Origin of the sequence: Vibrio alfacsensis (assembly GCF_019670485.1) — a bacterium.
In the GTDB taxonomy this organism is placed as follows: domain Bacteria; phylum Pseudomonadota; class Gammaproteobacteria; order Enterobacterales; family Vibrionaceae; genus Vibrio; species Vibrio alfacsensis.
In genome coordinates, this window is sequence record NZ_AP024165.1 from 1,449,763 (window position 1) to 1,476,249 (window position 26,487).

Consider the following 26,487-nt stretch of genomic DNA (forward strand, 5'->3'; position numbering starts at 1 on the left):
GTTTTGATATAAGGTGCTGATACACTCAATCCAACACCCGAATTCAAGTCCGAAGTGCGACACTTCGCCATTTAGTGCCCTGATTTGTTCTGTTGACCTTAGGTGGGTTTGAGTTATCGTCACAATTGGATTTTCTACGCGAAGAGAGACATCAGTCCACTCGGACGTACCATTCAATTTGAATGGTTAGGAATAAAATTTGGGTACGTAGCTCAGTTGTTTCTGGTGTTCGTATCTTGTAATCTCTTGTCCATCATCGTCCTCGACCATCTAGCATTATCACGAATGTCTTCATCGTAATCATCAAATCAGTTTTAAACCAACTTGTTAGTGAATGCTGGGATAGTGCGTAGCCGTGATCAAATCCGACTTTTCTTCTTACGTCTTCAATGGATGTATCGTACCCCTGATTAACTTGCGCAAGTCCGGTGATGCCAGGTAACACACCATAAGTTCTGTCGGTAAAGAATGGGATGTTTTGCTCTAGTTTTTGATAGAAAACTGGTCGTTCTGGGCGCGGTCCAATTAATGACATTTCGCCTCTGAGTACATTAATCAGTTGAGGCAATTCATCGAGTCGGGCTTTCCGCAAAAATTGACCGACAGGTGTGATCCTAGGGTCGTTATTTGTCGCCCAAGTGGCACCGGTTCGTGCCTCGGCATCTTGGTACATGGTCCGAAATTTGATGATTTCAAATAGCTCTACGTGGTCTATGTGCGATTTGCCAACTCTAAGTTGGGTATAAAAAATCGGGCCGGGGGACGTCATGCGAATAGCCAACATGATAAATGGCAATATTGGTAGTAGACCTAGCAGGCCGATGATCGCCCCCGAGATATCGACCACACGTTTGCACATGGTTACTGAGCGTTTTGAGCGTAAATAGTTATCCATAACGTATTACTCCAAGTTGTTTCGAAAGATGGCTGTTGTTTCGAAAAATGGGTGTTGTTGCGAGTGTGGTTATCAAAATGAACGGACTCGTTGAGTCATTTCGAGTGAGCCATTAAGCGCGCTTAATTAATAAGTATTTAATGCCACCAATAAAGTTTGCAGTATGACCAATGAGTAGATAATTGAGCCATTGCAATGGTTTAAAGCGGATCAATTTACCAAAAATAGTCGTGATAATGACTACCGCATAGAGTTGTAATTGAGCAATTAAGAACCATTCAAATATGGGGAAATCGCGCAGTAAAAAACTACAGATAAAAACACCAATCATTAGGTAAGGAGTTAGCAAGCGCAGTCCTTTACCTGACGCGAAAGCAAAGGCAATTGTTTTGAACTTTGGGTTAAATAGTGCAGATAACGTAATGATTTGTTGCATATTTCCTGCTGATATTCTCACTCGTCTTGAGAAGTCATTTTTAAACGTTGTTGGCTCTAATTCCGTTGCGACAACGTTCGCATCGTATGCCGAAAGATAGCCTTTTTTCACGATTTGCATGGGTAGGATGAAATCATCATTGATAGTGGCTGAATCTAGTGGCTCAAACAAACACGTTCGGAGTATGTAAAATGCGCCGTGTGAGCCCATTGTTGTGGCGAGATGGGCTTCTGCTTTTTTTATTTTATTTTGGTAGTGCCAATAGGCATCTTCTCCCTCAGTGGCCGCATTAAAAATGACGTACTGGCCATTAACAACCCCAACTTTTTCATTCTCAAAATGCGATTTAGCAATCTGCAGAGCGTCTATGGAGATTAACGCTGAGGTATCGGTGAGCACGGTGAGATCGGTCGTAACACTTTGCATTGCAGTGTTGAGAATATTCACCTTTCCTCGATTTTTGGAATACTCGATAATTTCAAACAAGGTATCGGAGCATATTGCTTCTTGAATCGTTTCCCGGGCGATTTCTGCCGTGTTATCACTGCACCCGTCGCAGTAAAGTTTGATCGTAAGGCGAGAGCGGGGATAGTCTATCATCGCGCAATTTCGCAATTTGTCTGCGATCCATTGCTCCTCATTGTAGGCTGGGATGATCACCGTGACACTTGGGTAATCAGCGTTGTTTTGTTGAGTTAGGCTGTGTTCGTTACCATTATTTTTTTTTGCAAGATATTTGAGTAATAAGGGATACCCAATATGATGATAAATAATAAGAAAAAGACATAAAACCCAAGCAGTCATGAGGAATAAATCAACGTAAGTCATACTGAATCTCCCGCTAGCGTAGTGCTATTTGGTTGGGTGTCGTAAGTTGTTCATACGACCAAACCATTTTGCGAATGTCATTTTCAGCACAGACAAACTTGCGTGGGTGGGTGCTGAATACCTCTAGGTTTAGGAGCATCTTTCTAAGCGTTGCCCCCATTTGACGGACATTATTTGAAGCGAGAAGAACGCCTGTATTTGGACAAAGAGCTTCTTTCGCTGAGCCGACATTGGTGACCGCGGTAGGGATGCCGCAGGCTTGAGCTTCTAGTGCAGTGAGGGGATAACCTTCATTCCGAGATGGTAGGCAAAATACATCTAATGCCTGATAGAAGTGCTCTATTTTTTCTATGTGTCCGACAAAATGGACTCGATCAGCAAGACCGAGAATGTTTGCTTGTGCTTCCAATGATTCTCGTTGGCTACCATCACCTGCGATAGCCAAGTGAGTGTGATTTGGCAAGTGGCGTAGGGCAGAGATCAATTGGTCATGGCCTTTTACTGTTTCTAGTCTGCCAGCGCTCCCAATGAGCAATTTGGATAAAGGAAGATTGAGACGTAATCGTTGGTCCTGTTTATTTCCGGGAACAAAGCGGCGGGTATCGATTCCGTTGACGATGGTATGAATGTGCTGTTTTGGAAAATAATTTTGTAGGTGGCTGCTTACTTTTTTGGCATCTGCGACAACGATCGGTTGGGCGAGTGTTAGCGCTGTTGATTCGAGTGTTCGTCTCTTCGGGTTGCGTAAGTGCCATGCATCATGTTCGGTATGAATGCGGTGTTTGATACCAGCCATTCTAGAGGCGACTCCGGCATAAAGAAGAGGGCCAATATGATGGGTGTGGACCACATCTAACTGTAGATGGTTAAACAATTTGTGAAGCTTGATCAGTAATGAGCCCTGCAAGCCAGGCTGCTTATTCAGAAAGTGAAGTTTATCTTGGTATTTGGCGAGCTTGGGCCAGTCACGGATGGCTTCTTTTTTTGTACCCTCTAGGCTTATTACTACGGCGTTGGCGCTTGAGAACTGAATCATGTCAAGCACGAGACTTTCTAAGCCTCCGGGTTTGAGGTGTTGAACAATATGGGCAATTTTTTGTGTTTCCATCGTATTCTCCTCAATCAACATTAATATGCCTACATAATGCTTGTGACAACTTACATTTGTTGTTTGCATTTATTGTGCCTACATTAAGATATTGATTTTTAATCGCTTATTATATGTGTTCTGTGCTCATTTAAGTTTGAGAATCAATTTGACTGCTCGGCGAGGTAAATTTTGGAAGTACGGTTAGAACCGGAACTGAGGTGATTGCGCTAATATCTGATTTGGTGCGAATGGTAGAGTCAAACAATTCAAGGATGATGGCGATACCAACCCCAAGTGCGAATCCGCCTACGAGACCAGAGACAACAAATAGCAAGGTAGAGAAGTTGGATGGTCGCGTAGGTGTATAAGGGCGATCGATAATTTTCACTCGTTTGCTCTCTTCAAACCGACCTAGTGAGCCTGTCAATTGAGCCATTTCGTACCGTTGGATTAATTCTTCATACAACTGACGTTTCATTTCAACATCGCGTTGTAATCGGTATATCTCTTTCACATGGTCGCCGAATTGGTGTGATTTTAGTTCTAAATCTAAGATCATATTGTTCAAGCGGTTCGTTTCTTCTTTGAGAGATTCATATCGGCCGCGCTCTTTTTGTAGAGAAGTGAGCTGAGAAATCAATAATGGCTGTACCGTGTTATTTGCATTTAAATGCTGGCTACTAGCAACGTCCCAAAGCTGATCAGCATCGAGATTATACTGTTTCGAGGCGAGCAGTGTTTCTCTCTCAGATTCCAATCGGTCTAAATCGCGTTGTTTAGCTTGTACTGCACTGTGATTGTTGGTGTATTTTGCTTGCAGCAGGGTCAATTCACTGCGAGCCTCGATGATTTGATCTTCAATCCGACCGACCACAGGGTTGGTTTGCGAGAGCTGCTGATCTAGCGAACCCAAACTCCGTTCAACGCCGGATAGTTCAGCTTGCTTTTCTGCGAGGCGTTGTTTCAGCATGGCCAAACGTGCATAGCTTTGAGACTGAAGCTCCGGTGTGAGTGCAGTATGCTCGTTAGTGTATCGAGCCAGTTTTTCTTCTGATTTTTGTAAAGCAGAAAGGCGCTTATCAATGTGTTGTGCCAAAAACTTACTTGAATCAACAATAGAGGAACGCTCTGGTGCCAGAACTTGTTCAATAAAATGACGACTGACCGATTCAAGAATGGGTTTCATGTCTTCTTTAGACTCGGAGCGGTATTCAATTTTGAGTAAATCTTTACCCATTTGATGCACAGTCAAATGGGAGGCGATATGTGCGATGATTTTTTCTTTGTCTGCTTCTGATGTATGTTCATTGACGAGGTTTAGTTCAGAGGCAACCATGCCAAGTATGTGTCGGCTCTTTAACAGGGTTTGAATGGCGTTTAAACGGTCGTTAAGCATGGTGGATACCGCAATGTCTTCAAGAAATGGGTTCATTTTCGCCGTTTCTTGAATCAACAAGCTGGTATGAGATTTATAGGTTGCTGGGGTAATGTTGGATGCGACAAAGGCGATCATGGGTAGCAACAACATAGGTAGCGCGATGACCCAACGCTGTCGCCAGCCGGCGATGATGATATTGAACAGCCTCAACTTCAATTGACTAATGCTTTTTGTATTCATAACAACTCCAATAGCCAATCGACGAACTGAGCACGTTGCTGCCAGCTCTCCTCTTTAACACAATGGCGATCAGGACAAATCCACTGCTCAGGATGGTCAAGCAGGGCGATCATTGCATTGCTACTGTGAACCTCATTGATCTGCTGGTTGTACGGCTTAGTGGCGTCAAATCGAGTTGCCGCGATAGGTGTACCTGACGCAATGTACTCCATCAATTTGAGTGGACTGCATGCTTTAATTTGTGCATTGTTCTTGAATGGAAGCCAGCTCATTTGCCAATGCTGACTATAACTTGGCAGCTGGTGGTGAGGGCGTGGGCCAAGCAAGTAAACATTACTCAATGCTGATAACTCCGGAACGGGTTTTTCTTGGGGGCCAATAAAAACAAAGTTCCAATCAGATTTTGCGTTAGCTACCTCTTGAATAAAGTTAAGATCGAGCCACTCAGATAAACTGCCATAGAAGCCAACAATGGGCTTTCCTGCTGGGAGATCGTTCGCACGTTCAATAGGCGTCGAGAATAACGAGTAGTCAACGCCGTGGCGAACAAGGAGTGTTTTAGAGGCAGGGAACCTGGGGCGCATTGCATCACTTGCTACAAGGATCAGGTTAGAATGCCGTGCTAATTGGTGCTCATGCTCCAAGACGGTACTGTGGTCCACACCCGCTAAAGCGCCGAAATCGTCCCCACAGTAGTAAACCACGCCACTTTCATTGAGCTCGCCACATAAATCTGACGCAGTTGGTAATGAGGTCCAAAGAATAGGGTTTTCTAATTTGAGACGCTTAATGAGAGGGCGAAGTTGATGGAGCATAATCCGTTTCGCAATCGAGCGTTCCCAAGCATATTTTGGCGCAGGGATGGTTTTGATATTGGCGACCGTAATATTCTCAGCGCGGCTATCGCTTGTGTCACTATAAGTGTGTTTACTTCCAGAACGGGAAATAAGCTTTTTGAACACTCGTAAGGTGTCTTTTTTACTTAATCTTGGCTTTCGGAGACCAATGGAGTTAATCCAAAGCACTTTGCGGTTGTGGCTTAACAGCTTAACGATGTGTTGAGTACTGGATGGCAGTCCACCAAAGTCTTCACCAAAAACAATTAAATCATGCATAATCGGCCTCCAACGGTGTCCGAGTCGATGATGTGTCAATATGACGAACAATCGTTGCAGGATTCCCCGCAGCAATGACGTTGTCCGGAATGCTCTTTGTCACGACGCTACCAGCCGCGATAATGCTGTTTTGACCGATAGTAACCCCTGCCTTTACGATCACATTTGTGCCTAGCCAGCAATCGCGTTTCAGTATGATATCGCCAATTTGGTTGAGATCGTCGGCTTCGCCTCTGGCTCTTTTTTCAGGGTCAATCGGATGCCCTGAATAACCAAAGAAGTTACTGCGTCCAGCGATTCTTACATTGTCTTCAATGATAATTTTTGTACCGACAGCCATCGTTGTTTGCCAGCCGACATCAACGTTATTTCCAATATGTAAACTGGGCTGGTGGGTATGACTACTGGCAGAAAACGTCGTTTGTCCGGAGATTCGACAATAGTCTCCAAGTTCAATATCTAAAGGCCCAGTAACAAAAGGTAGGCCTCCATAGAGGTAAAGCTGCTTGCCACTTTGAGAGCAACGACCGCGAAAGGCTGGTGTCAATATGAATACGCGAAAGAGCCCTTGGTAAATATTCCGTATCAAGGACAAAACGTTGTACAACGCGAGATTGATAAATTGTGGTAGAGGGAGATCGAAAACGGCTATTGATTTTAACGTACGAAATAGCCACTTCGCAGATTGGGAGTTACTGGTTTTAAGCCATGTTTTTAATTTGAATGTCATATTCGTTAGCATAGTGCGTCCCTTTAAAATAGATTGCTACAATGTCTTTACATGCTTTATGCCAACTAATATTTATATGTGAAACAATGGCTTAACTTGTGCTCTTGTGGTGATTCTCATATTGAGAATCAATTTTGCGCTATTTTTGATACAGAAACGGTCAGCGCTGCCAATATATAGATTGGCCAAACAAACCCCTGGGTAAGAAAAGTACCTGACACAATGGTACCAAGTAGGCCAGCAAACACCGCTTTTGCACATGTCAGGAGGTACCCGTGTTGATTGCTGTGCGTATCTTCTGGGGGGGGCCTAGTGTTGTGTTGAGTTTTACAATGGTCGAATGAGCGGCTTTTAATAGTGAAATAATGAGTCCGACAAACAAAAACAGTCCTAAAAAACCCGTTTCAGCTAACACACCAAACCACGTACTGTGCACGGCATGATTAAGCCCATCCCAATGGGCGCTGTAATAAAAATAATTGAAGTAGAAGTTATCAAGCCCGACACCGAACAATGGGTTATCTAATGCCATCTTCGCCGCGGCTTCCCAAGCGTAAAGTCTTCCCATTGCGGATGCGTCTATACCTACTTCAGCTGCTCCTCCGGAGGCTCTACCTGAAATACCTGCCGCGGCATAGAGCAAAGCCGCACCAAGTAACCCGATGGTAATTAACATCAACCTGGATCGGATAACTTGAGAACAAAAGTAGGCATAGACCGTTAGCATACCTAGAAGACCACCGCGACTTTGCGTAGCAATAATAGCAAGAGTTAGGCACAAGGTCGTTATTGTGGCTAAAATCCGCCATTGAACTCTGATGTGTGAGCTTAAAATAACGCTGACACTAAATCCCATTGGAAACAGCAAAACAAGCGCCAAATCATTGGGATCGCCCAGTACTGAACCAATCGCGCGGCCAATAGTTACGCGGCTTCCCTCGACTAAACCAATACCCATCGTCGTGTTATACAACGCAACCATGCTAACCAGAGCACCTGAGATGATGATCACCCAACATGTCTTTGCGAGATATTTTTTATCGGTAACGATCCAAATAATCGCTAGTGTCATCACCATAATTTTCCAATATATCGATTGAAAAGAGGCCATCGCCACACCTCTGTTTGAAGCAAAAACGATACTGCTAATAACGACTAGCCAGAATAACAGCAGCCATGTCATTGATGGGTGCCAGTAAACATTAAGACTTCGACTGATGAAAAGATGCCAACAAATGGAGGATAACGCGCCGAGAGAGAACAGAAGAGGCAACTTTAATGGTATTAGGAAAGGGAAAACCTCGTGAATTCGGAAAAATGAAAACACGACGAACAGCAGCATAAACCAAAACAGCATTCTTACGGTGAATAATAATGCCAAAGGAATAAGTGCGATGGCTAAGCCAATAAATGGATGAGGGAAAAAGTACCAGCTCACAGCGATTGCGCTCAGAGCCATCATAATGAAAAAAAGCGTACCAGCCCCGATAAGGCCACGATCTTGACTATCAATCTGGTTATCAATCATGGGCGAATCCTGAACGACGGATTGCTTGGGATAGGGCGCGTCTTAGCGTTATTCGATGCTCTGGGCTAGTAAGTGTTAGCGCCATCGTTAAAAACAGCAGTAAAGCGATGAGGGCGATAACACTCACCATTACGGGGGATGAAGCGCAATAAATACCAAACAATGAGCATGCAGAGATGACAGGGACGGCAATGAGAATTTTTGCGTGAGAAAAGACGTGGAAAGCTCGTTGACTGTAATAAAACACGCTTAGGGCTTTTATGAGCTGGAACACGCCAATGATTATCATGACAGCCCAGACACCTAGGTCGAGAAAGAAAACGCATCCTGAAATCCCAATTATGGTCGTGGCGCTATTAATAGCAAACAGAGTATTCGTTTGTTTCTGGTAGAGAATGCCGAGGTTGATAAGCTCTGCCATTTCTTTTCCGAGTACCATAAAGAGTGTACCTAGAATGAACGTAATGGCGAATTGGTAATCTGTAGTAAGAACAAAGGTGAGTAATAGTTGGCTTGTTGCAGCAACGCTAATGATAATTACGCCGATCAAAACAATGCCCAATAGCGAAATTCGCTCGGTCATGCTGACATCACTGTTTAGCATTGCGAATCGTTTGGGCATCCACCACATCCCAAAAGGTTGCATAAGGATACATGCCGCCAAAGCGAACTTACTGGCAATCGCATACTGCCCAAGCGTCTCTAGGTCAGAGCTTGCTAAGACAAGCCACCTTTCTGCGCCGTTGAGTCCAAACGCAACAAGAGTAGAAGCGGTGAGTGGAATGGTGTATTTCATGGTCAGGCTAAAGAGTAACCGAGTCGGTGTTACGAATTGTAAACCGGACGTTTTGGTCACCCAGAACCATTGCATGAGATGGGTAAATAATCCGGCCAGTAATACACCGGTTATACCATATCCGTATTCAAGTAAGAGCAAAACACATAGGGCTTGAATCAGAGTTGTGGTAATGGAAATCACTACAAAGTTTTTTATGTCGTCTTTCATTCTCAACCAGGCTAACCCAATCGATAAAGAGCCTCCTATGCATAAAGATAAGCTCAAAATGACAATGTCTTTAAGCTGTAAGTGGTAATGGCTGAGTAGTGCTTCAACACTTTGGTAAAAACAAAGTGCGGTAAAGCCAATGCCCAACATTAACCCTAAGGAGACGAGTTGGGTGATGGTGAAGATTTGGTTTGCTTTATATTCGACACGCTCGAACGATTCATTTTTCTTATCGTGTAGGGCGAAACGATAGAGTGCCTCATGCAAAGAGCAACAAGTCAGCAAGGCAATAAATGAACTTGTGATGGTCAATAGCTCCAACTGACCATATTCGGTGGGAGATAAGTAACGCGTAATGAGAGGCAGCATGAGTAATGACGTGCCTTTCATAATGCAAAGTGCCACGCCATAACTCGCAATATTCTTTATCGCAGACAACCTCATGCCACTTCCTCTTTTGTTGCGTCTTGCTTGGTTGAACTTTGTTTTGTAGCGTTATGTTTTGTTGAGCCTTGTTTTGTTGAGTTTAGGGTCGCGGAACGTTGGCTAGCTGGGTCTTGATTTAAGAGTGCTTCGACTATGGAAGAGTAGGTGATGTTTGCTCGATAACGATCGGCAACTAAACGGCCTTGATTTGCGATGGGGCGTAACTGCTCGATAGATTTCACAACTTCCGCCAATGTTTTTGCCAAAGCGCTCTCATCAGAGATGTCATACTTTATGCAATTGACATGATGTGTGAGCACTTGATCCCAATATGCGCCGTCTTTAGGAATGACGACGAGAAGACCAGCGGCTAATGATTCAAGTACTGACATGCCAAACGGTTCACTTTGACTTGTCGAGACAAAGATATCGGCAGTTGCGCGAATATCATCAATATTTTCCGGCGCTTCAAACCAAACAATATTTAGTCGTTGAACCGGCGCGTTACTCTGTTCCAAAGTGGAGTTTTGAGGCTTGATGTAACAAATCTTGGTGATGGCTTTATTCGATAAATCTGCGGTTTGATGGGCCTCAATGAAATGGTCAAGTCCTTTCCATTTGAGTAGTGATGCTGCCCAAAACAGTGTGGGGCGTGCTCTTGACCGATTATGAGTTGGGCTGTTCACTGAGCGCCTATTTTGTTGCGTTTGCTTATTTTGGCTAGAACCGTTGCTTGTTGGCCACTGAGACGCAGGGATACCGTTGATAAACGTATGGAAATGATGCGGTAATGGTTTGTCATCTTCAAGACCTAGTAAGCGTGAGATATAGTTTTTAGAAGAGTCGAGGTAAAAGGTAGTGTGCCCCTGCTTTAGACACCATGCCACCGCTCTACTGCCAAATACCGGACCATGTATAAACTGAATGATGGGTATTGCTTTAAATAGACGCGTAACTTGAGCAAACAGGTAGCCTGCCATATCAATACCAGGGCCGGAGATAAGGATGAGCTTACTCAGTGGCGATGTACTTCTTAACGATGCAAGTGACCAGACAAACGCGATCTGACATAAAAAAATCAGCTGTGACATCCAATACATCACACCTTGAGTACTTTGATACAAAGAAGCAGGACATTTCAGCTCATGCAAAATGAGTTTGCGATTGTTTAATGTCTGTTTAGATGCCGATGTCTGTTTCGATACGGATGCTTGCGTCGTTGCCGATGTTTGGGTGCGAAAGCGGTGCCAACTCGCTATATCTGCGGTCAAAATGTGACAGGTAGTCGTGTTAGGGAGTTGTTCTAACATATGACGAGTGGCGATTTTTGACCCACCATTGAAAGGAATTGGATCATAAATCATGTAAGTGAATGAGTTCATGACATGACCTCCGTTTTGGGCGTGGCGAGATGCTTAAAGCGAGAGATTAAAAACGTGCGCACAGGACGATATAAGGCACTGATAACGCGGCTTAATTGCGTTACGCGTGATTGATGAACTGCTGAACGTCGAGAAAGAATTGAATCGTAGAGTGACTCGATAGCGTTTGTGTTGGCTTCCAATGAAAAGTGGGTATTGGCACGTTCAAACGCGTTATTTGCCAGCATTTTTGCGTATTTTTTGTTTTGCAAAACCTGGCTTATTGCATGAGCAATGCCATCCTCAGATTGAGATGAATCATAGAGAATACCTGATTGTTGGTCGTGGATGACCTCAGGAATTCCGCCCACGTTTGGCGCGATGATGGGGAGTTTTGCAAATGCTGCTTCGATTAACACAAGGCCAAAAGCCTCACTGCGTGCACCACTAATGAAAGCGTCACAACCACCCGCTAACCAATGCTGGACATTACTCTGTTCTCCAACAAAGTGAATGAGATGCTCTAACTTTAAGCGCCTAACAAGTGATGACAATGGTTTTCGGCAAGGGCCATCACCAATGATGACAAGATGAACATTAGGCCCTTCTCCGGCTTTGTTTGATAGGGCATGCAAGGCGTGGATAAGTCTATCAAAGCCTTTACGAACGATGAGAGAGCCGACACTTATCAATACTTGATCGCATTGTGGTATTGCGAGTTTCTCTTTGACAGATAATGGCAAGCTGCTTGCGCTATGGTGGTGGTGGTGATGGTGAGCTACGCCGTTGTAAATCACGCTCAGTTGAGAACTCGGATAACCATCTTGAAGCATGCCAAGGCTAACCGCTTTACTCACAGTGATAATGTGAGGGCATAAGTGCAGGAGCAAACCGGCGCGGTCACGTAGATTGTAGTGACAGTGTAACTGAGTAGTGAGAGGTACACGCATGAGATACGCGGCAAGAACGACCCATTGGTTTGGTGCGGCACTGTTTACGTGGATCAATTGGATGTCATATTCACGAATGAATGAACAAGCTTGTCGCACTAATTGCCAAGTCGCAGAGAAATCGAGCTTTGGGCTCAACCAGCCAAATAAGACGGAAAACTCTTCATAATGAGATTGGATGTTTTCTTCAATCGTTCGCTGATGTAAAGCGTCATTATTTGTCCACAAAATGGGATTGAACTTATTACTTAGACTGGTCATTAAGTTGAGCAAACACACTTCACTGCCTCGTATCCACTGATCGCCATAGTGAACAAACAGAATATTCCTAACTGAGCCAAACCTAACTTGGGATGTTTTCTTCATGGTAAGCATCTCTTGTTTTCGTTTTATTTCTATAGCAACACTTTGTTCGCACAAAGACATGTTGTTCTTATAAAGACAAAATTTGTTCGTATAGAGACAAAGCAAGACAAGTGCCATGTTTAATGTGTTGAATATTAAGGTTTTTATCTTTAGTTGGCGCGGGGTGGTTTAGATTGTCAAATTGAGAATCAATTCAAGAATAAAGTTTGATGATTTGTGGGATGACGGCTTCACTTGAAAAATGCTGCTTAATGGTTTGGTATGCATTGGACTGAATCTCAAGCCGAGCAACCCAATCCATTTCCTCCCATTCCACCAAGCATTGGAACAGTGTTGTCATGTCTTGTGCAACCCAACCATTGTGCCTGTGAGTAATAAGCGTCGAGATTGCCCCAACATTGAGAGAAATGACGGGAATACCTCGTGCCATAGCTTCAATTGCTGTCATAGGTAATCCCTCAAATCGAGATGTTATGAGCAGAATATCAATATTGTGCCAGCAATCGGCCATATTAGGTTGAAAGCCAGCGAATTTGACGTTAGCGCTAGCGTGCGACTCAAGACTTTTCCTCATATCGCCATCGCCGTATAAACAGAAGCCGTTAGCTGGGCTTTGTTTGGCGAGTTCAATGAATCGGTCAGGCCCTTTTTCATGACTCAATCGTCCAACAAAAGCGACCTGTTTTGGTTTGTTGTTATCCTGTTGTGCTGGATTACTTTGAGCGTCTATAGAGATGCTTGTTCGGGTGTACGGTAAAGAAATAAAATTATTTAGCACATGGCTTTTATGTGGAACCCTCCTTTGAATCGACGGGCTAACGCTTAAGCAAACATCGGATAGAAAAGCGGAATAGCGATCAAGTCGATCGTACCATTTAACTTTTCCCACAGGTGTTTCTCCGGCATGAAACGTCGTCACTTGTTTAAATCGATGGCGAGTGTGTAACTTACAGAGTTTACTGTAGATGCTGGCTTTGTAACCATGTGCATGTATAAGGCGCGGCCGATAGCAATTTATGGCGGCAATCAATTGGCGCAGTATGTTGGGTTGCTTCGCAGTGATTTTTGTCGTGCTGGAAGCATTGAGTTCATCGAGGTAACTATAAGGTATTGAGTGTGCACGCAGTTTGTCGATAATTGCAGCAGATTGGTCATATCGTTCAACCAATACAACGCGAACGGTTTGATGGCTGTTATTTAGGTCTTGATTGGTATCTAAGTCAGGAACCATGTCAACGTTATGATTAGGTTCAAGAGCATAATAGCTTTTAAGGCCATAATCGTTTTTAAGGCGATAATAGCTTTTAAGACGATAATAGCTTTTAAGACCCTGAGCAAGCTCCACGACATGGGTTTCAATCCCACCGTAGGTGAGGCTATCAATCAGTATCCATAGCTCACCTTGGCGTATTGGTGCGTTGACGAGATCACATCTGGGTTTGGATCTGCTCATCGTCCGCTTCCCATTGTTGCTTTTTACGGTAAACCGTTGATGGGCTCAAATCGAGTAACACGGCAGCGTTTAAGACATTTCCATTGCATATTTCGATCGCGTTTTGGATCGTTTCTCTTTCCACTTGCCACATTGGTTTAACTTGCACGCTTTGAGAAGTCTCCGTATTTCCGCCATCAGAAATTTTGCTCATAATATCCGACTCAATGCTCTCATTATTGGTTGCGAATGCCGCGCTATTTATGGTTGTTGCGTTTGGCCCTAGGCTTTCAGCAGTCCCCACCGTTGACGATGACTCGGTATGAGCGGAAGCGGAACGAGATGGCTCGTTATTTACACTAATAGTTTGTGGGCTCTGACGGGTTAACTGCTTTTGCCCAGCGGTTTGGTTTAAGGGCGCAGGGAGATGTTCACGTTTCACCTTCGTACCATCATTAAGTACTACAATGTTGCGCATGATGTTTTGAAGCTGTCGAACATTACCTGGCCAATCGTAATTGATGATGATCTTTTCTGCATCAGGCAAGATTGTATTGAAATGCTTGCCATCTTGTTTGGCATAAACTCGAACAAAATGTTTGGCAAGTGTCGCAATGTCTTTGCCTCTTTCTCTTAGGGGAGGAAGCTCGATTGGAATCACATGCACTCGGTAGTATAGGTCTTCTCTAAATCGGCCTTGCGATACTTCTTGTAAAGGGTCACGGTTTGTCGCGCAAATGATCCGAACGTCTACTTTCAGTTCACGATTACCACCCAGTGGTGTGAATGTGCCCGTTTGCAGAAAACGCAGTAGCTTCTTCTGCATGTCTAACTCCATTTCACAAAGCTCATCGAGGAAAAGGGTTCCGCCATTGGCTTGCATCGCCGCACCTTTTCGATCACTCGTTGCGCCTGTAAATGCACCTTTTACGTGGCCAAAGATCTCACTTTCCATAAGGTCACGTGGAATTGCGCCACAATTGATGGCCACAAAGGGTTTATTGGCTCGGTTGCTTTCTCGGTGAATGGCTTCTGCACAGACTTCTTTACCCGTTCCACTTTCCCCATGAATAAACACACTGGCAGTGGTTGGGGCGGCCGATTCGATGATTTTGTACACGGCTTGCATGGGTAGGCTAGAACCAATGAACCCATGAAAGTTCGCACGGTCAAACGTGGTTTCTAGTTTAGTGACTAAGTGTTCAAGTTTGGCCTGTTTGAGGTGAAGTTGAATGGATGTTTTTAGTCTGTTTGCTTGGATAGGTTTTTCTAAAAAATCGTTCGCCCCTTTTTGGATCAGTTTAACGGCGACATCTACAGAACCATGCGCTGTAGCGATAATGACCGCGCTAGGGAATTGTTGTTCAATAATCCAGTCAAGAATCTCTTCGCCAGTGGTATCCGGTAATTTGAGATCCAAAATGACGAGCTGTGGCTTCTGTTGTTCGATGAAAGCCTTTGCGTCTCTACCTGTCTCAACGTGAAATAAGTCATATGGCTCATCTTTAACATATTGTTGATAGAGTATCGCCAGCGAATTTGAGTCTTCAACTAACAGTACCTTTGGTCTCATAGTGCATCCTTACCATTTCTTCTAAAGCCAATGACGTAATATATAGGTGTACTTATTCAGTTTTAGCCTGTTCTAGTATTTTGGAAAAGGCAAGTTTGGATTGTTCCGCGAGTTGTTGAAACTCCATCTTATGTTCCAACGCTTTCGTAGGCGTTCCATTTAAACAAGCCGTTTCGATTTTTCGTGCTAACAACCCCAATCCTGTTGCGCCCATCGCTAACGAAGTGCTACCTAAAGTATGGGCTTCAAACTCTAAAGTCTCAAAATCTTGTTTATCCAATGCCTTAAGAATGTTATCTGAACGAAGCGTCGCTTCTTCAAGGTAGTTCTCAATTAAGAGTGGCAGTATCTCTATGCTGGTGTCTTTTACAATTTGATCAATCGTATCGTGATTAATGAGATAATCATTCTTGCTTTCCATTACGTCAGACTCCTTTTTATGCGAGTTTGCTTGAGGGCGATCTTCGACGTTATTGGTCGTCCATAATCTCTTTATCCATGTTTTTATCATCTTTGTAACACCTTCGTCACTCATTTATCGTCGGATATGTGGGAGCCGTATCTCATGTGGCTTGTTGAAATAGGGCATATTTACTCATAAAACGTTCGAATGTTGTTTGAATCCGTCGTGGAAGCGTCCGGTAGAAAAAGGGCGAACTCATGATGTCCTCGGAGAGGGAGCGCGTTCGAAATTGGTTTAGAGCAATACCAACAAACGGGCAATCGTTCGCTTCAAGTTGATTTAATGCAGTCAGCACACTTTCGTTAGAGCTTGTTTGTGCTGCAACCACAAGAATGGTGGCGTCACACTGGTTCGCCACCACAGTTGTAGGAATATTGGATTGATTACATTGTGCAAGTGGTGAAGTATCGAAAACCACGCGGTCGTAGGTTTCCAGCCAGGTTGCTAAGTGTGTTTGCAATGAAAGCGGGGCCCGAAAAGGCATCTGTTCGGACTTGCTTGGTGGTGCCATGAATCCAGCAAACACCTTTTGCACACGCTTGTGCTCGATTAAGTTGAGAGAGTGAACAGGTTGATAGTCTGTGACCGTTTCGTTTCTGCTCACTTCCACGGTTTGAAAACTTGGATTAAACAAATTGAAATCAACATAAAGCGTTCGGTAACCCGAGAGCAAGTAACGTTCGGTTAATGCCATGGCTAGAGAAGTCGCACCTGCACCTGATTTATCAGCTGTGACACAGACACTGCTGCTGCACTTAAGCTCTAATTGAATGAACAACTGTTCGACCTCGACAAGTGTGCTCGACATCGTCATTAGAGTGCTCCTATTAAAACGATCGTGGTGGCGATTTTTAGAACGTCGTCTAATCCATTACGGGCTTTTTCCATGAAGCTATCGCGCTGATGGGGGACATACACGGTGTCTCCAGCTCTTAGCACTGGAAGTTTTCGAAAGTTCGCTGTTTTACTGAACTCCACCAAATCAAATGTCACGGCTTGGCTTTGGCAGCAAGACATATTAACGACACTGATTTTTTCTAGATAAGCTTGTTCATGAGGTCCACCCGCTTCGGCGAGAAGATCAAGAATTGTCATGTTGTCGTCAAAGACATATCGACCGGGTTTGTTGACAGCACCAAGAACGCGAACCGTCGATTCTTTTGAACGGTCGAGCCAGTTTTTGTTCTTTTCAGGAATATAGATGGTATCGCCAGTGGTTACGGATGGAAGTAAAGACTCATCACCAGTTTCAAAGTAGAGCGATAAGTTGAGCTTGCTGACTTTGGAATAAGATTTGTCACGATGAGTGATTCGGATGTTGTGAATATCCGCGTCCAACGTTGGCCCATCGGCTGCCGAGAGGATATCGAGGAAGTGCATTTCTTTGGTGAAGCGATAACGACCCGGCGCATTGACTTGGCCAAACACGTAGATGGATGCATCGGAGCTTTGACGAACCCATTGTGATTTATTGTCTGATGGGTCTTGCGGTAAGTCATGAACACGAACGACAGAACCAGCGGCAATGTGAGGAAGTTGAGAGCGCATAGCGCCGTTTTTGATGAATGCATCAAGATCGAAAATCACCGTTTTACCGCCACTGGTGACCACTTCAATGGTGGTGGTGTCTGCACGCAAGGTTGGGCCACCAACGTGAGAAAGAAGATCCATTAAGTCCATTTCATTTGACCATTCGATACGGCCAGGGCGGACGACTTCACCAATCACACTTACCGCTCGATTAGGGGAAACTTTAAGCCATGATTTTTCATTCATGTCGGTTTTTTCTGGAACAAAAATGGCGTCGCCCGGTGCGATAGCTGGTGGCGCTTTGCTCGCAAGTCCCTCGGTAAAAGCGGTAAGGTCAAAGTTCAATACTGTACCATTGGCTTTAATGATGCGTATTTGACGTGACTCTGCGAAACGAGTAGGGCCGCCGGCATTGGCCAAAATATCCATGAACGTCGCGCCTTTGTTGCCTTGAAACGCACCCGGTTCGGCCACTTCACCCATCACATATACGGTATTTGAACCGGATTTAATTTCTTCTTCCATCTTAGGCACAAAAACGGTCGCGCCTTTTGCCAAAATTGGCAGCAAAGATTGATCGCCACTATCGAGGTATTTTTTAAGGTTGAACAGTGTAGGGCGGTTGTTGGAAATCACGCGGATTTGCTCGACACTTGCGTATCGTGTTACGCCGCCTGATCGCATAATAATGTCGACCAGATCCATATCCTCTTTGTAACTAAATGAACCAGGAGCGTTCACTTCACCAAACACTTTAACCGCGGATCGCGAATCGGCGCTGTCACCAGAATTAGCCAGTTTTGCTGCGTCGAACTCTTGCTCAATATTGCCAACCATTGGTGAGGCAGGAATAAACAAATTGTCGAGAGACTGTAATTGAGGAAGCCCATTTGCGTTACCACTGTCGAGAAACTGTTTGTAATTAAAGACCACGGTCTCTCGTCCACGCTTTAATTGAAATTTGTCGAGCTGCGCACCAGCACGTAAGCCCCCTGCAGCATGAAGCGCCATTTGGACTGTAGTGGACTGAGGCAAAGTGTATTCCCCAGGTGATTGCACATACCCTTGAACAGAAATCAGAATTTGTCGCTCTGCGATGTAAATTTTGGCGTTAGACACGTCTCTGAAAACCTGTTTTAGACGAGACTGTACAGCTTTGGTCAGTTGTGAATCTTCATAACCTGCAACGTAAACATGGCCGATCTCAGGAAGATCAATACGACCACTTTTATCCACTTGGAAGCTTCGGTTAAGCGATGGCTCTCCGGGCAAATTAACTTGGATTAAATCACCAATTTGAACAGGCTTGGCATAAGCAGAGGCAAACGTGAACGTCAGCACAATGAGCAACATAAATAAAAGGGCGAAACGATAAATAGCGTGTCTCATCGAGGTGATAAATTTAGTTTTCATGGTCGCCCCCTTGAGCGGCGGTGGACACAATGTCGATACTCACGCGGCGATTTGTGAGTTTGACGGCGCTAGAGTTTCCCTCAAATAGAGGTAAAGATTCTCCAACAGAGTGCGTGTGGATTCGTGATGGCATAAGGCCAAAGATGGTTAAGTATCTTTCAACTTGTTTTGCGCGGCCCATCGCAAGCTGCTGGTTATATTCCGCATCTCCCGTTGCATCGGCATGGCCGGTAACATTGAGATTGAGTTGTCGGTGCTGCTTGAGAAGATTGGCCGCTTCGGCAAGGTTACCCATGTATTTAGGATTAATTTCTGTCGAGTCGATAGCAAATTGATTATCGACATTGAGCAGTGAAACAAGCTGTTCGATGATGGCGATTTCTGCGCCAATAGTTTGTTGGTTCGGTGGCTCGCAACGTGCTTCTCGCGTTACGTAGTCCAGTTGATGTTCCAGCTGGGATAAGTTTTTACGTAAAATCACCAAATCGTTGGCCGCATCGAGCAGTAAGTTACCCTCAAGCTCACGGGCGATTCGGTTTTCTTTTGTTTTTGCTTGTATGACAGCTGCGGGAAAACACCATTCAGCCCCCTCACGAATTAGGCTGTCTAGCTGTAACCGCGCCAGTTGCCAGTCAAAGCGTAGGCCATGCTCAGGGCCTAGTGGCTCGTCAGGAAGGATGGGTGAGAAGTCTGCCATGGTCGTGTATTCACCTAAGCCTCCTTGGCCTTGCTCAGGATAGCTGACACAACCCATATTGAATAACATACTTGCAATGAGTAGGCTTCCAACTCGAACAGAAGAAATGCTCTTTGTTGTAAGCTTACGCAGTAATGCTAATTTGTATGATGTTCCCAACTTATGTGAACGCATGATAAGCCTCCTAGCCAACCGTCTCTTTGCAGCTTTCGTATCTTTATTCGTTTATGAATAGGGTGAGTTAATGAACAGGTTGTTCAGTACTTGTCTGTGATGAATGAGATGTGCGATTGAGAGGGATGGCACTGCCAATACGCAACAGTTGCAACATCTTTAATGGCTGACCGTGAGCATGTTCGATTCGCATATGACGCTCAGACTCTACTAAGCGTTTAAACAAATATACGATGGCGCCAATGCCTGAAGAATCAAGAAATTCTACGTGTCTTAGGTCGATCTCAATCTCTGAGTGAGAGTCATGAGTGAGAACATCATCGATAATGATTTGAGCTTGTTTGCTTGACGATGCATCAAAGTCACCAATAACTGAAAGAGTGAGTAATTGTTCGTTAATGTCGATTTTTCGCAGTTCCATAATAGCTACTCCATAATAAGGGTTACTTAGATAGAGCAGGGAACGTGCCTAAAATAATTATCACTAAAAACAATTGGATAGAATTAGTTCTCAATATGAGAATAGAGTTTTCTCATATTGAGAGTCTAAAAGATGAGTCGCTAGATTGAGTAAAAAGTAGGATTTATCAGGATGTCCATTTTAACAGAACGGACTTTAGATCTTCTGAGGTATAGGGTTTTGTTAAAATATCATTCATGCCACACTCAATACATTTTTTACGCTCTTCTAGTGTCGTGCCTGCAGTGAGTGCGATGATGGGGTTGTCAAACTTCAGCTTCCTTAATTCGACTGTCGCTTCAAAGCCATCCATTTCTGGCATGCGGCAATCCATAAAAATGAGGTCATAGTTTCTTTTTTCCGCGGAAGTTAACGCCTCGATGCCATTTGCGGCAATATCGGCAACAATACCGAGTTTGTTGAGCATCTCCTTTATAATGACTTGATTGAGCAAAATGTCATCTACGACAAGGATGGCAAGTTCGCTTGAAATGTGGATCATTTTTTTGGGAGTGTCTATTAAGTGCAAGCAATCGTCACCAACCGACTTGAGCGGAATTGTGCCGTAAAATTGAGTGCCAATACCTTCTTGGCTTTGGAGTGATAACTGACCGCCCATCAACTGAATCAATTGTTGGCAGATCGCCAACCCCAATCCGGTTCCCTCATATGCCCTTTTGCTAGAACGATCCACTTGAGTAAATGGCTGAAACAGTTTCTCTTGAGAGTTTTCATTAATGCCGATCCCAGTGTCTTGAACAGAGAACGACAGTTGATCATTTTCCCAATCGAGGGTGACCAAAACAGAACCTTTATCTGTGAATTTAATTGCGTTGCCAATTAGGTTCACGAATACTTGAGTAATCCGTTCAAGATCGCCATCAATTGCATTGGGTAGGTTATCTTTGGCTGTAATATCGAATAGCAAGCCTTTCTCTTGTGCTTTGTGTTCAAAGATACTTTCTAAGGTGCTAATTAGTGATCTCACTTCAAACTGGCTGGGTATCAATTCAAACATGCCTGAATTGATCTTACTGAAATCGAGGAGATCGTTAATGATGGTTCTTAATAGCTCACCGGATTGAGACAGGTTATTGACGAGCATCGTCTGTTGATGGTTAAGAGCGGTTTCGCTGAGTAGTTCGGACGTACCGAGTAAGCCATTGAGTGGTGTTCTTAACTCGTGATTAATCATGGCGAGAAAGTCACGAGTTGACCGTTCAGACTGTTCTGCAATCTTTCGTGACTCAATGTTACGATAGATCGTGTGTTGCCGACTTATTGCCCCACATAACAGCTCAGTGACAAGCACAATTGAACGCTTAATGAATGCTTGGTCGATGTCTTGATTTCTCACTAAGATGCGCAGGCTGCCATATCTTTCGTTATGAATAGTTAAAGGGAGCTGAAGTTCACCATTGAGCCATTCACCATCCTTTAGGTCGACGTTCGCATTGAGTTGACCGTACTGTTGATTAGCTAAACCTAAATCATGATGCTGTAAAACGACAAGACGACATTGTTCTATCAAGGTATTTTCAGTCAGCTTTTGGGTAAAATTATCAAGGATAATGTCGTCGAGATTTTTTCTCAGAAAGACACGCCCAAAATGAATCAGTAGCGCATCGACTTGTTGTTGAAATTCGAGTTTGATTAGGTTTTCAGCTGAACTTTTTTCAAGCTGTGCCACTGCAAGCTCTAATTTTTGGTTCGCTTCAAATAAAGCCAAGCTCTTTTGTTCTAGGAGCGCTTCCGCTTGTTTTCTGGATGCAATCTCACGCTCAATTTTTCTTAGTAACGCGGTATTGGCTGAGAGGTACTCATTAGTCATGTTCGATTACTTCAAAGTGACGTTGAATTTCACTTCACTGCCACTGGCGTTAAGAGGCTCCATTTCAATGTCGACGGTTTGATTAAAGTACTTTGCACACCCTTTAATTAGCCCAAAGCAAACGTGGGACATACAACGCGCGCTTTTATAATTCATCACTAAGTGGGTTTCAGTTTCAGAAATAAATTCAAATCGTGGTGGTTCGGCATCCGGGTATAGCTTCTTTACTTCGACGTGAATATATTCTTCTACGTGGCGAATAAACTGAAAGCAATGGTCACTTTTTACTAAGCTGGCTTGGGGGGGGATGGTTCTCAGTAAATTGAGAAATACGGTTTCACCAAAGATTTCTTGGAGTTTTTCTGCAGGAATGTCTGTCGTCTTACTTAAGTTCACGATGAGTTTGACGAGGCTTCGATGATCGTAACTGCCGACAGAAGTATAGATGCCCTCATCATGTGATGCCTCTAAGACTTGATCTAAGACCTCTAAACCAAAGTGGCTCTCAACTAACTCCATGAATTCTGTAAATATGATTCCTTTCATACATAGCGCCTTTCACACGGTTTAATTTCAAGAATAAACCACACCTATTCATTTGTCGCGCGTTTATGAACAGCAATAGAGAGAATTGAGAAACGTAAAGCCTAAACTGAATGAGCTTGAGCGCCATCATCAACGAAGTGAGTTAAATGGATGATAGCGCTCACAAATGTGTCACTAGGTATGGAGGTTGTTTAGCATTAGCACAGTTAAACATTAGCACCGTTAAACATTGGTGCCGATAAACATGGGCATCGTCATCCTCTCCATACATTTATTGGATCGGTGATACAAAGTTGTCGGGTTTGAGTACCACGAGTGAGCAGTTAACGGTCTGGAAGATGTTTTCTGCGGTGTTACCGACTAACAGCCCTTGGATTCCTGAGCGAGCGACGGTGCCCATTACTAAAACATCAATGTCTTTCTCTAGTATCCAATTTGGTATTTCATCATCTGGCGTTCCGTGTAAATGGTGCACAACCTGATCGCCCTTGATCGCGGACTTCTCTATGAGTCCCTCTAGCGCTTCGCGGTGCGTTTTCTTTTCGATTTCGACTTGAGCATCTAGCACTCTGTCTTCAATTTGAATCCAACTATGGTGACGAAGATAGCTTTCTAGATGAAAGTCCCAGCAGGAAACGATATGAAGTGTACCGTTAGTTGAATCTGCGACTGAGCGGGCTAATCGTAGCAATCGAATTGCTAATCCTTGCTCTGCGGGGTCGGAGACGCAAGGGTCGATGGCGACAGCCACATTTAACGCGTTTGCGGCTTTGCTCGATGCTTTGTTTAACCAAATCGGGCAAGGGCACTTGCGCAGGAGTTTCATGTCCAGTGCTTTAAAGCCTTTAGTGTCGTCATCTTGAAGTTCGGCGTCCTTAATCAATAAATCATTATGATGACGATGAACGGAGCGGATAATCCGTACCGCGGGGTAACTGCCACATTCTATGGAGATAGGATATGGGTTCGGGTGGTTGGTTGTGCCAAGCTTAGTTTGGATCTCACTCATATTTGTAGCGAGTGCATCAATGAGCGATTGTTCATATGTCGCTTCATAATCGAGCATACTGGCAGGTAAAGATGGGCAGACGATGAGTCCTTTAAGATCGGCTTGGTTATTTTCTGCAATTTGGATAGCTTGAGTAAGTCCGTGACTCTTGCCTTCCAACCCGTGATTTACGAATAAAATATTTTTAAACTCTTTCATCATGACCTCCTTTTCTTTAAGTGTTGTATTGAATAACGGATATTTCCACATAAAAAACATGGAAATTAATGCTTCTTACTATCGAGGTTCAACGTATCTAGACGTTAGATTAAACTGAGCTATACAGGTTTCCAGTTATCCATTTGAGTTTGATAATATTTTGGTGTCATGTGAAAGGTAAGGAGTATACTGGTTAAGTATTTTCCTCTTTAGAGCGGACGTAAAAATGTTAAAGAAAACCCTCCTCGCAATTGCAATGTCAGCCAGTATCATCGCACCAGCGATGGCGTGCACAGGTATATCACTATCAACCACCGCTAATGACCACGTTCATGCCCGTACGATAGAATGGGGTGAAAATGACTTAAATAGTAAGTTGATTGTTGCACCAAGAAACTACTCGTTTACATCAACCATGCCTGATCAAAAGCAAGGTTTGAGCTGGAAGAGTAAATATGGATTTGTCGGGATCTCTGTGAGCGACGACCGATTTATCGGTGAGGGCGTTAATGAAGAGGGGCTGACCGCAGGCTTGTTCTACTTCAAGGGTTATGGTTCGTTAAAAGCCTACGATCCACAAGACCGTAAAGACAGCATTACCGATATGGACTTTGTTCGTTGGATGCTTTCTCAATTCAAAACAGTTGATGAAGTTAAAACCGCAATGAAAAACATCGATATTGTTCCAGTTTACCTTGATGCTAAAGGCCAGCCCTCACCAACGGGACACTGGCGTGTAACGGATCGCAATGGAAAAAACATTGTTATTGAGATCATGGATCAAGGTCAGGTGCATATTTACGATAACGAAGTAGGTGTGTTGACCAACTCTCCAACGTTCCCTTGGCAAGTGACTAACTTGAGTAATTATATACACTTACAACCTGGTACAAGCGCACCAGCAAAGTTTGGCAACGTTGAGGCAAAATCTTTTGGCATAGGTTCAGGTTTCCTTGGCCTTCCGGGAGATATCACGCCGCCATCGCGTTTTGTCCGCGCTGCATTCTTTGTGAATACGGCACCAGAATCTAAAACATCGGAAGAAGCGGTATCGCAAGCATTTCATATTTTGAACAACTTTGATATTCCAATTGGCACCGAGTTTAGCCAAGAGTACCGTGAGCACATTCCAGATTTGCCAAGTGCTACGCAATGGACATCGGTGATTGATCAGGATAACGGGTTTTTCTACTATAAAACCATGCGCGATAGCCGAATTAAGAAAGTGGATCTCAATAAAATCGATTTCAATCAAACACAAGAAGTGAAACGCAAGCTTGATAACGGGACATTTGCTGTCGAAGACGTGACGCCTTAATCACATCGCATTGAATTGAAACTTGGTTTTTGGCAATTCATGTACAGTTAGTGATTTGTAACACTTGTTTTGTAGATGTAGATGTAGATGTAGATGTAGATGCAGATAGCGTCTTTATCATTTTGTCACATAGGGGGAAGAAAATTCCCCCTTTATTGTGTAGAGGAGTCTTATGGATTTTTCTGAATTGATGAGCGAGATGTCGTATCAGATAGCACAAACTGAAACGCATCATTGCTGGTGAGCATTTGATAAGGTCTCAAACCAAACAAGGGCATGATGGAATAGATATGATCGAATAGATCCGCTTGAACGCCCTCGTAATGTGCCCAATCCGTATTATTGGTAAAAGCATACACTTGTAGAGGGATACCTTCTTGAGTTGGCTCAAGTTGTCTTACCATGATTAACATGTATTGGTGAATGTCTTTACTCGCTCTGAGATAAGCGTTGATATACGCACGAAACATCCCCAAATTTGTCATTTGACGCAGGTTGCCAAAAGCGGGCTCGTCACTCATCTCTTCGTTGTATTCATTAATCTCGCGTGATTTTTCATAGATGTATTGGCGTAAAATACGAATGCTCTTTAGCTTTTCTATTTCTTCATCAGACAAAAAGCGAATCGATGTGACATCTATATTAACTGCACGTTTGATGCGACGACCACCAGAATCGGACATGCCTTGCCAGTTAATGAACGCATTTTGAACTAACGCATAAGCAGGCAACATGCTAACGGTATTATCAAAGTTTCTCACTTTAACCGTGGTAAGTGAGATTTCTTCTACTGTTCCGTTCGCACCATAAGCATCCATTTGAATCCAATCATTCAAGCTGATCATTCGGTTCGCTGAAAGCTGAATACCGGCGACAAAACCTAATATTGTGTCTTTAAACACCAACATGACAAAACCTGTTGCAACGCCCAGCCCCGATAGGAAGATCACCGGGGACTCGTTTGCGAGTATCGACATCGATACCACCACGCCCACAAAGAATGTAAAGAGTTTAATTAACTGAACGAAACTCTTAATCGGCATTTTTCGGGTGATGCCTTTAAAGGTAGCGATGTCGTTTAATGCATCAAGTAGCGCGAAGACCATCCACACAAAGATGACCAATATGGATATGCTCAGAACGCGATCAAAAATGGCGGAAAGCCACTCATAATGACCAACGGCAAGTGGGATGAACACATCCAATATCATAATAGGGATAAGTAACGAAAGTTTTTCGAGAACGTCGTACTTTGATAAGCTATCCGCCAGCGGTTTATTTGCCTTTTGTAAAACGTTATTCACAGATCTCACGATTAAATGATGAACAATGAGATAGCTGATTGCGGCAACGGTGAGGCTAGCAAGGATAAAAATACCGGTAAACTCGATCCCATAAGGATCGCTATTGATGCCGACTGAACTCAACTTCTCTGCGATGAAAGTCCGAATGTGATGCTCAAGCAAAATATCATCCTCAAAACGTAGCCTGCAA

21 protein-coding genes and 1 pseudogene are annotated in these 26,487 nt (G+C 43.9%); 1 reads left to right on the top strand and 21 read right to left on the bottom strand.

The genetic code is table 11. The features are described 5' to 3' along the window. Window positions 1–253: 253 nt before the first annotated feature. The 20 genes and pseudogenes from VA249_RS07075 to VA249_RS07170 all read right to left on the bottom strand — a co-directional run bounded on the left by VA249_RS07075 (window position 254) and on the right by VA249_RS07170 (window position 23,678). Window positions 254–859 carry a sugar transferase gene (locus VA249_RS07075; RefSeq protein ID WP_225927121.1) on the bottom strand — a complete coding sequence of 202 codons (606 nt, stop codon included), beginning with the start codon at window positions 857–859 and terminating at the stop codon, window positions 254–256. 148 nt (window positions 860–1,007) lie between these two features. Beyond that, the gene (locus VA249_RS07080) at window positions 1,008–2,135 is read right to left on the bottom strand and encodes a glycosyltransferase family 2 protein (protein WP_221069853.1); all 1,128 of its coding nucleotides are present in this window, start codon (window positions 2,133–2,135) and stop codon (window positions 1,008–1,010) included. Between the two features lie 37 nt (window positions 2,136–2,172). Continuing rightward, window positions 2,173–3,267: a glycosyltransferase gene (locus VA249_RS07085; RefSeq protein WP_225927110.1), complete on the bottom strand. Its 1,095-nt coding sequence runs from the start codon at window positions 3,265–3,267 to the stop codon at window positions 2,173–2,175. Window positions 3,268–3,397: 130 nt separating this feature from the next. After that, window positions 3,398–4,852, bottom strand: coding sequence for a GumC family protein (locus VA249_RS07090; RefSeq protein WP_221069857.1), 1,455 nt, complete (start codon window positions 4,850–4,852; stop codon window positions 3,398–3,400). Between the two features lie 11 nt (window positions 4,853–4,863). Next, window positions 4,864–5,982 (bottom strand): glycosyltransferase, encoded by a 1,119-nt coding sequence (locus tag VA249_RS07095; RefSeq protein WP_221069602.1) that lies wholly within the window; start codon window positions 5,980–5,982, stop codon window positions 4,864–4,866. After that, on the bottom strand, window positions 5,975–6,724 hold the full coding sequence (locus VA249_RS07100) for an acyltransferase (RefSeq protein ID WP_221069604.1): 750 nt from the start codon (window positions 6,722–6,724) through the stop codon (window positions 5,975–5,977). Before VA249_RS07100 ends, VA249_RS07095 begins: the two co-directional genes overlap by 8 nt. 116 nt (window positions 6,725–6,840) lie before the next feature. Then, window positions 6,841–8,174: pseudogene (locus VA249_RS07105) on the bottom strand (O-antigen ligase family protein). A gap of 58 nt (window positions 8,175–8,232) precedes the next feature. After that, a complete protein-coding gene (locus VA249_RS07110) occupies window positions 8,233–9,690 on the bottom strand; it encodes a lipopolysaccharide biosynthesis protein (RefSeq protein ID WP_221069606.1) in 1,458 nt (485 codons plus the stop codon). Then, window positions 9,687–11,054 carry a glycosyltransferase family 4 protein gene (locus VA249_RS07115; protein WP_221069616.1) on the bottom strand — a complete coding sequence of 456 codons (1,368 nt, stop codon included), beginning with the start codon at window positions 11,052–11,054 and terminating at the stop codon, window positions 9,687–9,689. Before VA249_RS07115 ends, VA249_RS07110 begins: the two co-directional genes overlap by 4 nt. Next, window positions 11,051–12,349 (bottom strand): glycosyltransferase, encoded by a 1,299-nt coding sequence (locus VA249_RS07120; protein WP_221069618.1) that lies wholly within the window; start codon window positions 12,347–12,349, stop codon window positions 11,051–11,053. Before VA249_RS07120 ends, VA249_RS07115 begins: the two co-directional genes overlap by 4 nt. Window positions 12,350–12,542: 193 nt before the next feature. Further along, on the bottom strand, window positions 12,543–13,802 hold the full coding sequence (locus VA249_RS07125) for a glycosyltransferase (protein ID WP_221069620.1): 1,260 nt from the start codon (window positions 13,800–13,802) through the stop codon (window positions 12,543–12,545). Continuing rightward, entirely contained in the window at window positions 13,777–15,354 is a 1,578-nt protein-coding gene (locus tag VA249_RS07130; RefSeq protein WP_221069622.1) for a sigma-54-dependent transcriptional regulator, read from the bottom strand. Before VA249_RS07130 ends, VA249_RS07125 begins: the two co-directional genes overlap by 26 nt. A gap of 52 nt (window positions 15,355–15,406) precedes the next feature. Then, a complete protein-coding gene (locus tag VA249_RS07135; RefSeq protein WP_221069624.1) occupies window positions 15,407–15,865 on the bottom strand; it encodes an Hpt domain-containing protein in 459 nt (152 codons plus the stop codon). Window positions 15,866–15,917: 52 nt separating this feature from the next. Continuing rightward, a complete protein-coding gene (locus VA249_RS07140) occupies window positions 15,918–16,631 on the bottom strand; it encodes a tyrosine-protein kinase family protein (RefSeq protein ID WP_221069253.1) in 714 nt (237 codons plus the stop codon). Further along, complete coding sequence (locus VA249_RS07145; protein WP_225927122.1) at window positions 16,631–18,700, bottom strand: SLBB domain-containing protein; 2,070 nt, start codon at window positions 18,698–18,700, stop codon at window positions 16,631–16,633. Before VA249_RS07145 ends, VA249_RS07140 begins: the two co-directional genes overlap by 1 nt. Window positions 18,701–18,749: 49 nt before the next feature. Beyond that, a complete protein-coding gene (locus VA249_RS07150; RefSeq protein ID WP_225927123.1) occupies window positions 18,750–19,526 on the bottom strand; it encodes an OmpA family protein in 777 nt (258 codons plus the stop codon). A 172-nt stretch (window positions 19,527–19,698) separates the two neighbouring features. Next, window positions 19,699–20,052, bottom strand: coding sequence for an STAS domain-containing protein (locus VA249_RS07155; RefSeq protein WP_221069629.1), 354 nt, complete (start codon window positions 20,050–20,052; stop codon window positions 19,699–19,701). Between the two features lie 166 nt (window positions 20,053–20,218). Beyond that, complete coding sequence (locus VA249_RS07160) at window positions 20,219–21,922, bottom strand: ATP-binding protein (protein ID WP_221069631.1); 1,704 nt, start codon at window positions 21,920–21,922, stop codon at window positions 20,219–20,221. Window positions 21,923–21,928: 6 nt separating this feature from the next. After that, window positions 21,929–22,468 (bottom strand): heme NO-binding domain-containing protein, encoded by a 540-nt coding sequence (locus VA249_RS07165; RefSeq protein WP_221069632.1) that lies wholly within the window; start codon window positions 22,466–22,468, stop codon window positions 21,929–21,931. A gap of 271 nt (window positions 22,469–22,739) precedes the next feature. Next, window positions 22,740–23,678, bottom strand: coding sequence for a universal stress protein (locus VA249_RS07170; protein ID WP_225927111.1), 939 nt, complete (start codon window positions 23,676–23,678; stop codon window positions 22,740–22,742). Window positions 23,679–23,901: 223 nt separating this feature from the next. Between VA249_RS07170 and VA249_RS07175 the strand changes: the two genes are divergently transcribed. Next, a complete protein-coding gene (locus tag VA249_RS07175; protein ID WP_221069634.1) occupies window positions 23,902–24,993 on the top strand; it encodes a linear amide C-N hydrolase in 1,092 nt (363 codons plus the stop codon). Between the two features lie 170 nt (window positions 24,994–25,163). Here the strand turns inward: VA249_RS07175 and VA249_RS07180 are convergent, their stop codons facing one another. Further along, window positions 25,164–26,459: a mechanosensitive ion channel family protein gene (locus tag VA249_RS07180; RefSeq protein WP_221069635.1), complete on the bottom strand. Its 1,296-nt coding sequence runs from the start codon at window positions 26,457–26,459 to the stop codon at window positions 25,164–25,166. Window positions 26,460–26,487 lie beyond the last annotated feature (28 nt).

Coding starts and splice junctions, on each gene's coding strand:
- VA249_RS07095 (WP_221069602.1), bottom strand. CDS start 5,982: ATGCATGATTTAATTGTTTTTGGTGAAGACTTTGGTGGACTGCCATCC.
- VA249_RS07155 (WP_221069629.1), bottom strand. CDS start 20,052: ATGGAACTGCGAAAAATCGACATTAACGAACAATTACTCACTCTTTCA.
- VA249_RS07110 (WP_221069606.1), bottom strand. CDS start 9,690: ATGAGGTTGTCTGCGATAAAGAATATTGCGAGTTATGGCGTGGCACTT.
- VA249_RS07145 (WP_225927122.1), bottom strand. CDS start 18,700: ATGTTGCTCATTGTGCTGACGTTCACGTTTGCCTCTGCTTATGCCAAG.
- VA249_RS07115 (WP_221069616.1), bottom strand. CDS start 11,054: ATGAACTCATTCACTTACATGATTTATGATCCAATTCCTTTCAATGGT.
- VA249_RS07075 (WP_225927121.1), bottom strand. CDS start 859: ATGTGCAAACGTGTGGTCGATATCTCGGGGGCGATCATCGGCCTGCTA.
- VA249_RS07160 (WP_221069631.1), bottom strand. CDS start 21,922: ATGACTAATGAGTACCTCTCAGCCAATACCGCGTTACTAAGAAAAATT.
- VA249_RS07165 (WP_221069632.1), bottom strand. CDS start 22,468: ATGAAAGGAATCATATTTACAGAATTCATGGAGTTAGTTGAGAGCCAC.
- VA249_RS07130 (WP_221069622.1), bottom strand. CDS start 15,354: ATGAGACCAAAGGTACTGTTAGTTGAAGACTCAAATTCGCTGGCGATA.
- VA249_RS07135 (WP_221069624.1), bottom strand. CDS start 15,865: ATGATAAAAACATGGATAAAGAGATTATGGACGACCAATAACGTCGAA.
- VA249_RS07085 (WP_225927110.1), bottom strand. CDS start 3,267: ATGGAAACACAAAAAATTGCCCATATTGTTCAACACCTCAAACCCGGA.
- VA249_RS07175 (WP_221069634.1), top strand. CDS start 23,902: ATGTTAAAGAAAACCCTCCTCGCAATTGCAATGTCAGCCAGTATCATC.
- VA249_RS07140 (WP_221069253.1), bottom strand. CDS start 16,631: ATGACGATGTCGAGCACACTTGTCGAGGTCGAACAGTTGTTCATTCAA.
- VA249_RS07125 (WP_221069620.1), bottom strand. CDS start 13,802: ATGAGCAGATCCAAACCCAGATGTGATCTCGTCAACGCACCAATACGC.
- VA249_RS07080 (WP_221069853.1), bottom strand. CDS start 2,135: ATGACTGCTTGGGTTTTATGTCTTTTTCTTATTATTTATCATCATATT.
- VA249_RS07100 (WP_221069604.1), bottom strand. CDS start 6,724: ATGCTAACGAATATGACATTCAAATTAAAAACATGGCTTAAAACCAGT.
- VA249_RS07150 (WP_225927123.1), bottom strand. CDS start 19,526: ATGTTATTCAATATGGGTTGTGTCAGCTATCCTGAGCAAGGCCAAGGA.
- VA249_RS07170 (WP_225927111.1), bottom strand. CDS start 23,678: ATGATGAAAGAGTTTAAAAATATTTTATTCGTAAATCACGGGTTGGAA.
- VA249_RS07120 (WP_221069618.1), bottom strand. CDS start 12,349: ATGAAGAAAACATCCCAAGTTAGGTTTGGCTCAGTTAGGAATATTCTG.